Source organism: Rhodococcus sp. RD6.2 (assembly GCF_001040705.1).
Classification (GTDB): Bacteria; Actinomycetota; Actinomycetes; order Mycobacteriales; family Mycobacteriaceae; genus Rhodococcus_G.
This window is the reverse complement of sequence record NZ_CVQP01000004.1, coordinates 42,174-54,232: the sequence shown is the minus strand read 5'-3', so window position 1 is coordinate 54,232 and position 12,059 is coordinate 42,174. Positions and strand designations below refer to the sequence as shown.

Sequence of the window (12,059 nt, the reverse complement as noted above, 5' to 3'; positions counted from 1 at the left end):
TCGTGGCGCCGCGCGGGCCGGTCGAAGAGATTGTCGCGTCCGTGTTCGCGGAGGTCGTCGGGCGGGGCCGCGTCGGTGCCACCGACAGCTTCTTCGACCTCGGCGGCAACTCGCTCGTCGCGACCCGGGTGATCGCCCGCGTCAATGCCGCGCTGGGCACCGCCCTCGGCGTTCGCGCGCTCTTCGACGCGCCGACCGTCGCCGGTCTCGCCCAGCAGGCCGAGCGCGCCGGGACCGGCCGGGCCGTGCCCGCTCTCACGGCGGGTCCGCGTCCCGAGCGGATTCCGCTGTCGCTGGCGCAGCAGCGGATGTGGTTCCTCAACCGCTTCGACCCGGACTCGGCCGCGTACAACATCCCGCTGGCGGTTCGGCTGTCCGGCGACCTCGACGCCGCGGCGATGGCCGCCGCGGTTCGTGACGTGATCGCCCGCCACGAGTCCATCCGCACGGTGTTCCCCGACTCCGCGGACGGACCGCACCAGGTGATCCTCGGGGTCGACGAGATCGACGCCGACCTGACGCCGATCGATGTCACCGCCGACGAGATCGCGTCGGTGGTGCGGGAATTCGCGCTCGCTCCGTTCGACGTGACCGCCGGTGCCCCAGTCCGGGTCGCGCTGTACCGGGTCGCCGCGGACGAGCACGTCCTTGCGTTCGTCGTCCACCACATCTCCGGCGACGGATCGTCGACGGCGCCGCTCGCCCGCGACGTGATGGTCGCGTACCTGGCCCGTACGGCGGGACTGGAGCCCGGTTGGGCCCCGCTCGCGGTGCAGTACGCGGACTACACGCTCTGGCAGCGGGACGTGCTCGGTGACGAATCCGATGCCGAGTCGCTCGCCGCCGAGCAGATCGCCTACTGGACCGAGACGCTCGCGGGTGTGCCCGAGGTGCTGGCGCTGCCGACCGACCGGCCACGTCCGGCCGAACGCGCCCAGCAGGGCGCGCGCGTCGACTTCGCGGTCTCGCCGCAGACCCACGCGCGGCTGCGGGAGGTCGCCAGGGACAGCGGCGCCACCGTGTTCATGGTGATGCACTCCGCGCTCGCCGTCCTGCTGGCACGTCTGTCGGGCACCTCCGACGTCGTCGTCGGCACCCCGATCGCCGGACGCGGCGACCGTGCCCTCGACGACCTCGTCGGCATGTTCGTCAACACCCTCGTTCTTCGCACCGAGGTGGACGGCGCTCGCGACTTCACGACCCTGCTCGGCCTGGCCCGCGAGGCCGACCTCGGTGCGTTCGCCCACGCGGACCTGCCGTTCGAGCGGCTCGTCGACGTCCTCGACCCCGCCCGGTCCACGTCGCACGCACCGCTGTTCCAGGTGGTGCTGTCCACCGAGGACGTCGGCGAGGAGCGGTTCGACCTGCCCGGACTGACCGTCAGCGGCATCGCCGAGGACACCCACGTCGAGAAGTTCGATCTGGAACTGTCCTACACGGAGCGCATCGACGACGACGGTGTCGCGGACGGCATGACCGCCCGATTCGGTTACGCCACGGACATTTTCGACGCCGAGACGGTGGAGCTGTTCGCGGCGCGCCTGTCCCGGATCCTGGATGCGATCGCCGCCGACCCGTCCACCCCGGTCGGCGACATCGACATCCTGGACGAGGTCGAACGCCGCGCCCTCACGACGGTTCGCGGCGTGGGCGAGACCGGAATCCGTACGTTGCCCGAGATCTTCTCCTCGGTCGCCGCGGCGGACCCGGCAGGCACCGCACTCGTGCTCGGTGACACGTCGGTCAGCTACCGGGAACTCGACGAGCGGTCCACGCGCCTCGCTCGCGTCCTGGTGGACCGCGGCGTCGGCCCCGAGAGTTTCGTCGCGCTCGGTCTGTCCCGGTCGATCGAATCGGTCACCGCGGTCTGGGCCGTCGCCAAGTCCGGTGCGGCGTTCCTGCCTGTCGACCCGAACTACCCGGCCGACCGGATCGCGCACATGCTCACCGACTCCGGTGCTCCGCTCGGCATCACGGTTCGGGCGCACCGCGATTCGTTCGACGACACCATCGACTGGCTGGTGCTCGACGACGCCGACTTCGCCGTCGAGTGGGCGCAGCAGTCGGCGGCGCCGGTCACCGACGCCGTTCGCGTGTCCGCGCTCGACGTCCGTCATGCGGCGTACCTGATCTACACGTCCGGGTCGACCGGACTGCCGAAGGGCGTCGCAGTCAGCCACCAGGGCGTGTACAACCTGGTGGAGGACGTCCGCCGCCGCTTCTCGCTGAGCTCCGCGTCGCGGGTGCTGCACGTGACCACCCCCAGCTTCGACGCGTCGATCATCGAGTTCCTGATGGCGTTCGGGTCCGGTGCCGCCCTCGTCATCGCACCGCCGAGCGTCTTCGGTGGCGCCGAGCTGACCCGTTTGCTCCGCGACGGCGAGGTCACCCACGCCTTCATCACGCCGGCAGCGTTGGCGTCCGTGGACGAGCGCGGACTCGATCGTCTCGTGATGATCGGCACCGGCGGCGACGCGTGTCCGCCCGAGCTCGCGGAGCGCTGGGCTCGTGGCCGGGCGATGTACAACATGTACGGACCGACGGAGGCGACGATCGCGGTCGCGATCGACGGCCCGATGGTCGCGGGTGAGCCGATCGCGATCGGCGGACCCACCCTCGGTGTCGAGGCGCTCGTGCTCGACTCCCGGCTGCGGCCGGTGCCCGTCGGGGTGCCCGGCGAGCTGTACCTCGCCGGTCCGGAACTGGCTCGGGGTTACCACGCCCGCGCAGGCCTGACGTCGGATCGCTTCGTGGCCAACCCCTTCGGGGGCGGAGCGACGGGCAACGGTGGCGGCGCCCGGATGTACCGCACGGGTGACGTGGTCCGCTGGACCACCGACGACACCCTGCCGCGCCTGCAGTACCTCGGCCGGTCCGACAGCCAGGTCAAGGTCCGTGGCTTCCGCATCGAGCTCGGCGAGATCAACGCCGCGCTCGCGGCGAACCCGGGCGTCGACTTCGCGCACACCGCCGGTCACGTCGTCGACTCCGGTGAGACCCACCTGGTCTCGTACGTTCTCGCGGCCCCCGGCGCCGACATCCGCGTCGCGGAGCTGACCGAGCGCATCGCCCGGACCCTGCCCGCCTACATGGTGCCGTCGGCGATCGTCGTCCTCGACGAACTGCCGACGACTCCTGCGGGCAAGCTCGACACCCGGGCACTGCCCGAGCCCGAGATCGTCACGGTCACCGGCGGGTACACCCCGCCGCGGACGGCGACCGAGGAGATCGTCGCCGGGATCTTCGCCGAGGTGCTCGGCGTCGCCCGCATCGGATCGACGGACAGCTTCTTCGACCTCGGCGGCAACTCGCTGTCGGCGACCCGGGTCACGGCCCGGATCGGCACCGTCCTCGGTGCGAGCATCGGTGTCCGGCAGGTGTTCGACGCCCCCACCGTCGCCGCACTCGCCGCTCATGTGGACTCCGTTCGCGCAGAGGGTGTGTCGCGTCCGGCTCTCACGGTCGTGCCGCGTCCGGACCGTGTCCCGCTCTCGCTCGCGCAGCGCCGGATGTGGTTCCTCAACCAGTTCGACACCGAGTCCGCCGCCTACAACATCCCGTTGGCGGTGCGACTGACCGGTGAGCTCGACGTCGCCGCGCTCGCTCAGGCCGTCGCGGACGTCGTCGACCGGCACGAAACGCTCCGCACGCTCTATCCGGCGGCCGGACGCGAACCGTTCCAGGTCGTGCTGCCCGCCGACGAGGTGGTCCCGGCACTGGCGCCGCGGAAGGTGTCCGACACCGACCTTCTCGGCGCAGTCGGCGCCTTCGCCACCGCCGGCTTCGACGTCACCGTCGCGCCGCCGCTGCGGATCGCGCTGTTCGAGACCTCGCCGACCGAGCGGGTCCTGGTCGTCGTCGTGCATCACATCGCCGGTGACGGCTCGTCGATGGCTCCGCTCGCGCGGGACGTCATGGTCGCGTACGGCTCGCGTGCCGCGGGCCTGGAACCGCAGTGGACCGAACTCCCGGTCCAGTACGCAGATTTCGCGATCTGGCAGCGTGAGGTGCTCGGAGACGAGCGCGATCCGCAGTCCGTCGCGGCACGCCAGATCGACTTCTGGCGTGAGGCGCTCGCGGATCTGCCGACGCAGCTGGAACTGCCCACCGACCGGCCCCGGCCGCCGGTGCAGTCACTGCACGGCGACTCGATCGACTTCACGATCGACACCGACACGCACCGTGCCCTCGTCGAGGTCGCGCGCAGCGGCGGCGCGAGCGTGTTCATGGTTGCGCACGCGGCACTGTCGGTGCTGCTCGCCGGGCTGTCCGGCACGACCGACATCGCCCTCGGCACCCCGTCGGCGGGCCGTGGAGACGCCGCTCTCGACGACCTCGTCGGCATGTTCGTCGGCACCCTGGTGCTGCGTGCCCAGGTCGACCCGGACGCCACCTTCGCCGAACTCGTTGCCTCGGTCCGCGAAAGCGACCTTGCGGCGTTCGGTCACACCGACATTCCGTTCGAGCGCCTCGTCGAGGTGCTCGAACCGGAACGCTCCACCGCACACTCGCCGCTGTTCCAGGTGATGCTGACGTTCCAGAACCTCGAACAGGCGAGCTTCGAACTGCCGGGACTCACCGTCGGCGCCGTCGACGCGGGCCCCGAGCCGGCCAAGTTCGACCTGACCTTCGGCCTGCAGGAGACCTACGGTCAGGACGGCACGGCCGCGTCGATCGCCGGATCGATCAGCTACGCCACCGACCTGTTCGACGGGTCCACCGTCCGCGGGTTCGCCGACCGGTTCGTGCGGATCCTCGAGCAGGTGTCGGCAAACCCGGCCCTGCGGATCGGTGACGTCGACCTGCTCGGGCCCGACGAGCGTGCACAGATCGACGCGTTCGGTCGCGGCGCCGTTCCCGCGATCGGAGCGGCCACGCTGGTCGGCCGGATGGCGGCGCAGGTCGACCGGACCCCGGACGCGCTTGCCGTCGTCGACGGTGGCACGTCCCTGACCTACCGCGAACTCGACGAGCGCGCGAACGCCCTTGCCGCGCAGTTGACCTCGGCGGGTGCCCGTCGCGACGACGTCGTGGCCCTGGCGCTCGCCAGGTCCGCGGAATGGATCGTCGGCATGCTCGCCGTCTGGAAGGTCGGCGCCGCATACGCGCCCGTCGACCCGTCTCATCCGGTGGACCGGATCGCGGCGCTGCTCACCGACACCCGCGCTCGTGCGCTGGTGTCGACGGCCGCGTGGATCACGACGGCCGAGGTCGACGGGACCGTCGGCGGTGCCGCGGTGCTCGCGGTCGACGGAATCGGTGGCCCGAACGAGGCAGTCGCAGTGGAGGTCACGGAGGACCCGTGGCGCGAGTCCGGTGCGGGAGAACGCCTCGGCTACGTCATCTCGACGTCCGGCTCCACCGGTCGTCCGAAGCCGACACTGGTGCCGATGGCAGGCATCGCCAACACGGTCGACTGGTACCGGCGTGAGCTGGACCTGACGACGGGCGACGGCGTGCTCGTCGCGTCGTCGCCGAGCTTCGACCTCACGCAGAAGAACGTGTGGGCCGCGCTCGTCTCCGGTGCGACCGTGCACCTCGCGGGCGACGGCTTCGATCCCGAGGTGATCCTCGGGATCGTCGCGAGCAACCCGATCGCCGTGGCCAACATGTCGCCGTCCGCGTTCGAAGCGGTCGTCGACGCGGACACCGACGGCACACTCGCGCGTCTGCGGATGCTGTTCCTCGGCGGTGAAGCCGTCAAGCTGACACCGCTGCGCACGCTGATCGACGGCGGACTCCGCGTGTTCAACAGCTACGGACCCACCGAGGCGTCGGACGTCGTGTCCTTCCACGAGGTCGGACGCGACGAGCAGGGCAGCGTGCCGATCGGCGCGCCGATCCCCGGTGTCGAGTTGTACGTCCTCGACGACCGGCTGCGTCCGACCCCGGTCGGCGTGGCAGGCGAGCTGTACGTCGGCGGCGTCGCCGTCGGCCGCGGCTACGGCGCCATGTTCGGGCAGACGTCGGAACGCTTCGTCGCCAACCCGTTCGGCGACACCGGGTCCCGGATGTACCGCACCGGCGACCGGGTGCGCTGGAACAGCTCCGGGGAGCTCGACTACTTCGGTCGCGCTGACTTCCAGGTCAAGCTGCGCGGCCTGCGCATCGAGCTCGGTGAGATCGAAGCCGTGCTGCACGAACAGGATTCGGTCGCACAGGCGGCGGTGCTGGTCCGGGAGGACACCCCCGGGCAGCAGCTCCTCGTCGGCTACGTCGTGCCCGCGCCGAACACCGCACTCGACGAGCAGGCCCTGACCGCCGCACTCGGCCGGAGCCTGCCCGAGTACATGGTTCCCGCGGTTTTCGTCACCCTGGACGCCTTCCCGCTCAACCGCAGCGGAAAGCTCGATCGCAAGGCCCTCCCCGCACCGGACCTGGCCGCCAGGGCCGGCGCGTCCCGGGCCCCGCGCACCGACACCGAGAAGGTGCTGTGCGAACTGTTCGCGCAGGTCCTCGGGCTCGAGTCCGTCGGCGTCGACGACTCGTTCTTCGCGCTCGGCGGCGACAGCATCCTGTCCATCCAGCTCGCCGCGCGAGCCAAGCACGCGGGCATCGTCCTGACGTCGCGGATGGTGTTCGAGCACCGGACCGTCGCGGCCCTCGCCGAGGTCGCGGGCGGGGTCGAACTCGAGGTTCTCGAGGAACTGCCCGGTGGCGGTGTCGGCGAGATGCCGCTGTCGCCGATCGCGCACTGGATGATCGAGCACGGACGCAGCTACCGCCGGTTCTCGCAGGCGGAAATCCTGACGCTGCCGCGCGACGTCGACCCGGCGCACCTCGTCGCAGCGGTCCAGGCGGTCATCGACCACCACGACATGCTGCGGGCGCGCCTCGTCGTCACGGACGGTGCGCCGATGCTCGAGGTCGTCGAGTTCGGCGCGATCGACGCCGGTGACCTCGTCCACACCGTCACCCACACGGGTGATTTCGTCGATGTCGCCGCAGGCGAACTCGACGCGGCCGCCGATCGCCTCGACCCGGCGGACGCCGTGATGCTGCAGGCGGTCTGGTTCGTCTCCGACGACACCGAGCAGCCGGGCCGGCTCATGCTGCTCGTGCACCACCTGGCCGTCGACGGTGTCTCCTGGCCGATCATCAGCGGCGACCTCGTCACCGCGTGGGGACAGATCTCACACGACCAGCCCGTCACCCTCGGCCCGGTCGGCACGTCGGCCCGGCGCTGGGCGCACGGACTCGTCGAGGAGGCCCGCTCCGACCGGCGCGTGGCCGAGCTGGACACCTGGCGGCGCATCCTGGACGGGCCGGACCCGGCTCTCGGCTCCCGTCCGCTCGACCCGGCTCGCGACGTCGTCGCGACGGTCGAGGACCTGCACGTCGAGGTCCCGTCCGCCATCGCGGACGCGGTCCTGACCGCCCTGCCGCAGCGGTTCCACGGCACCGCCAACGACGGGTTGCTCACCGCGCTCGCCATGGCGCTGGTCGTGTGGCGCGGAGAACGCGGAATCGACGAGCCGACCGCCCTGGTGAATCTCGAGGGCCACGGTCGCGAGGACCAGGTGCTGGCGGGTGCGGACCTCTCGCGCACCGTCGGCTGGTTCACCACCCAGGTTCCCGTCCGGCTCGACCTGTCCGACATCGACCTGGCCGCCGCCTTCGCAGGCGACGGCGACCTCGGTGCCGCGGTCAAGGCCGTCAAGGAGCAACTGCTCGCCGTCCCGGACCACGGCATCGGATACGGCCTGCTCAGCAGGCTCAACCCCGAGACCGCCGAGGAACTCGGTGCGTTCGCGGCCCCCCAGATCGGGTTCAACTACCTGGGACGCCGCGGGGCCGTGAACGACGACGCCGCCGACACGGGCAGCTCGGGCGAGCAGCCGGTCAACCTGGCCGGACGCCGCGACGACGACATGGTCGTGCCCGCGGTGCTCGACATCAACGCCGCTGCGATCGGCACCCCGACGGGCTCCAAGCTGATCGCCACCTGGTCGTACGCGAGCGGCATGCTCGCTCGCGCCGAGGTGCAGCGGTTCGCCGACCTGTGGGTGGCGGCGCTGACCGCCCTCGCGGAGTACGCGGTCCGCCCGGACACCGGAGGCTTCACGCCGTCGGACTTCGACCTGGTGACCGTCGACCAGCGGCAGATCGACCGGTGGGAGGAGCAGTACCCCGACCTCACCGACGTGATGTCGTTGTCGCCGCTGCAGGACGGACTGCTCTACCAGTCTCGACTTGCCGAGGGCGACACGGACTTCTACCAGGTCCAGATGATGCTCACCCTCACCGGCGCGGTCGACCCCGACCGCATCCGCACGGCAGGTCAGGCCCTGCTCGAGCGGTACCCGAACCTGCGGGTCGCATTCAGCCACGACGGCGGTGTCGGCGCGCAGATCGTTCAGTCGAACGTCGTCCTGCCGTGGCGGACCGTCGACCTGACCGGCGTGCCCGCCGACGAGCTGGACGCGGCGCTGACCGCGCTGCAGGACGCGGACCGGGCCAAGGGCTTCGACCTCGCGTCGGCGCCACTGATCCGCTTCACGCTCGTCGAGGTGGCCGACGGGGACTACCGCCTGATGCTGCTCCTGCACCATGCGCTCATCGACGGATGGTCCACACCGCTGCTGCTGCGTGAACTGTTCGCGCTGTACGCCACCCACGGCGACGCGACGCACCTGCCGCCCGCACGCAGGTACCGCGACTTCCTGACCTGGCTGTCGAAGCAGGATCGGGCCGAGTCGCTCGAGGCGTGGCGAGTCGCGTTCGACGGCAGCGACGAGCCGACCGTCGTCATCAGCGACGCCGGAAGCGATCCGGGTGAATCCCGGGAACTGTCGGTGGAACTCGACGCCGACGTCTCGGATGCGCTCGTCGCACTCGGCCGCGAACACGGCTTCACGATGAACACCGTCGTGCAGACCGCGTGGGCGCTGGTCGTCGCCACCCTCACCGGGCGCGACGACGTCACCTTCGGCGCCACCGTGTCGGGACGCCCGCCGCAGATCGCGGGCGTCGAGGACATGATCGGCCTGTTCATCAACACCCTGCCCGTGCGGGTGCGGGTGGACTCCGCCGAGACGGTCACCGACATGCTGTCCCGTGTTCAGGGCGAGCAGGCCGACCTCCTCGACCACCACTACGTCGGGGTGCCCGAGATCCAGTCCGTCACCGGCGCGGGCGCCACGTTCGACACCCTCGCGGTGTACGAGTCGTATCCCGACAGCGGCGCCGACGGCGGCGGCGACATCGACGGCATGGTGGTTGCGGGCATGTCGGGTTCCGACTCCGTCCACTACCCGCTCGCCCTCGTCGCCGAGTACAGCGGCACCCTCGGCCTGAGGCTGAAGTTCCTCGACGGTGTCGTCCCGCACGACCGTGCCCGCGACGTACTCGGCATGGTCACCCGGGCGGTGGAGACGTTCGCGCGCCATCCGCGGACTCGGCTGGCGTCGCTCGACCTCGTCGACGCGGCGCAGCGCGCGGAACTGGTGCCTGCCCGCGGGCCGCAGGGCCACGGCTTCCTGAGCCTGCCGGACCTGCTCACCGTCGCCGCCGCAGTCGATCCCGCCGCCCTCGCGCTCATCGAGGGCGACGAGAGCGTGACGTACCGCGACCTCGACGAACGGTCGAACCGGGTCGCTCGAATGCTCCTCGGCTCGGGCGTCGGAACCGAGAGTGTCGTCGCGATCGCCCTGCCGCGGTCCGTCGACTCGGTCACCGCGATCTGGGCGGCTGCCAAGGCCGGAGCGACGTTCCTGCCCATCGACCCGAGCTACCCGTCCGACCGGATCGAGCACATGCTCACCGACTCCGGTGCGGCGCTCGGGCTGACGGTCGGTGCGCACCGCGACGGCCCGCACGCCGGACTGCCGTGGATCGAACTCGACGACGCCACGGTCACCGCGCGCCTCGACGAGCTGTCCGGGGAACCCGTGACCGATGCCGACCGCACGAACCCCGTGCGTCCGGAGTCGGCGGCGTACATGATCTACACCTCTGGCTCCACCGGTCTGCCGAAGGGCGTCGTCGTCACCCATCGGGACGTCTTCAACACCGCGGAGGAGGCGCGCACGCGCTTCGACATCTCCGCAGGCGACCGGGTACTGCACGTCATCTCGCCGAGCTTCGACGCGTCGGTCCTCGAGTACCTGATGGCGTTCGGTGCGGCCGCGACGATGGTCATCGCGCCTGCCGGGGTGTTCGGCGGCATGGAGCTCGCCGACCTGCTCCGCAAGCAGCACGTCACCCACGCGTTCATCACGCCCGGGTCGCTCGCGTCCGTCGACCCCGACGGACTCGACGAGCTGCGGATGGTGTCCGTGGGTGGCGAGGCATGCCCCGCGGACCTGGTGGCGCGTTGGGCGCCGGGACGGTCGTTCATCAACGCGTACGGCCCCACCGAAGCGACGATCTGGGTCACCGCGACCGGCAGCCTCGTCGCGGGCGAACACGTCACGATCGGTGGCCTGCTCGCCGGAGTCGGCGCCGTGATCCTCGACCGTCATCTGCGGCCCGTGCCCGCGGGCGTCGCTGGTGAGCTGTACGTGTTCGGCAACGCGCTGGCCCGCGGCTACCACCGCAGGTCGGCGCTGACCGCGGACCGGTTCGTCGCCAACCCCTACGGTGAGCCGGGCGACCGGATGTACCGCACCGGCGACGTCGCCCGCTGGATCGCGCGCGACGGATCCGAGCAGTCGGCGTCCGGAACCGGGACCGACCGCTGGGTCGTCGACTACCTCGGGCGCTCCGACTTCCAGGTGAAGGTCCGTGGTTTCCGGATCGAGCTCGGTGAGATCGAGTCCGCGCTGGCCGCGCACCCGACGGTGGAGTTCGCGCACGTCATCGGCGTGCCCGGCCCGGGCGGCGCAACCGCACTGGCCGCGTACGTCCTGCCGGTCCACGGCTCCGAGGTCGATCCGGTCGAGCTCACCGCGTTCGTCGGTGAGGTGCTGCCGTCGTACATGGTTCCCGCGGCGATCGTGCCGATCAGCGAGATCCCGCTGACCGGTGCGGGCAAGATCGACCGCCGAGCGCTCCCCGAACCGCAGTTCGCGGAGCGGGCGCCGTACGTCGCGCCGAGCACGCCGACCGAACAGGTCGTCGTCACGGCCTTCGAGGAGGTCCTGGGCTCCGACGGCATCGGCATCGACGACGGGTTCTTCGACCTCGGTGGACACTCACTCCTCGCGACCCGCCTGGTCGCGCTGGTCGGGGAGCGGACCGACGTTCGGGTGCCGCTGCAGTGGATGTTCACGGACCCGACTCCGCGGCGCATCGCCGAACGCGTCGACGCCGCGCGCACCGGCGCGGTGGACGGTGAAGCAGCGCTGCAGGTCGTGCTTCCGCTGCGCAGCGCGGGCAGCCGGCCGCCGCTGTTCTGCATCCATCCGTTCGTCGGCCTGTCGTGGTCGTACGGCGGACTCGCGCAGCACCTGTCGGTCGATCGTCCGGTGTACGGAATCCAGTCGCCCGCGTTGTCGGGCGGGACGCTGCCGGACACGGTCGAGGACATTGCGGCGCTGTACGTCGACCACATCCGCAGGGTGCAGCCGGAAGGCCCGTACAACCTTCTCGGGTGGTCGCTCGGCGGTATCCTCGCCCACGCGATGGCCGTTCACCTTCGCGCAGCGGGGGAGCAGGTCGAGTCGCTCGTCATGCTCGACAGCGTCCTCGACCTCGTCGAGGTCGGATCGGCCGCAGCCGCCGACAACATGGGTGAGGTGCTGGCCGGAATCGGCTTCGGCATCGAGCTCGGGCCGGATCCCTCGGCGATCACCGCCGACGGTCTGCTCACGCTTCTGCGCGGGGTGCCGGGCTTCCCGGCGTCGCTCACCACGGCGGATCTCGAGCGCATCCTCACCAGTGCGGGTCGGGCCGGTGACCTCATCGAGGCGTACCGCCCGCAGCCGTTCGACGGGGACGTCGAGTACTTCGCGGCCCGGACAGGCCCCGGTGAGCCGGGCAGCGGCGCCGAGCAGTGGGTCGACGTGGTCGGCACGATCCGCACCCATGTCGTCGACTCCGACCACAACGGCATGACCACGCCGCAGGCACTGGCGCAGATCGGTCCGGTCCTCGACGGGATCCTGCGCGGTCACTGA

The 12,059-nt window shown here is 71.1% G+C and carries 1 protein-coding gene (only partly in view); it reads left to right on the top strand.

The features are described 5' to 3' along the window. Window positions 1–12,059, top strand: partial view of a non-ribosomal peptide synthase/polyketide synthase gene (locus RHCRD62_RS06445; RefSeq protein WP_050063891.1) — the 3' portion only. The gene continues 31,552 nt to the left of window position 1, outside the view; 12,059 of the gene's 43,611 nt are visible here — the last part of the coding sequence; the start codon falls outside the window, past its left edge; it ends in the stop codon at window positions 12,057–12,059.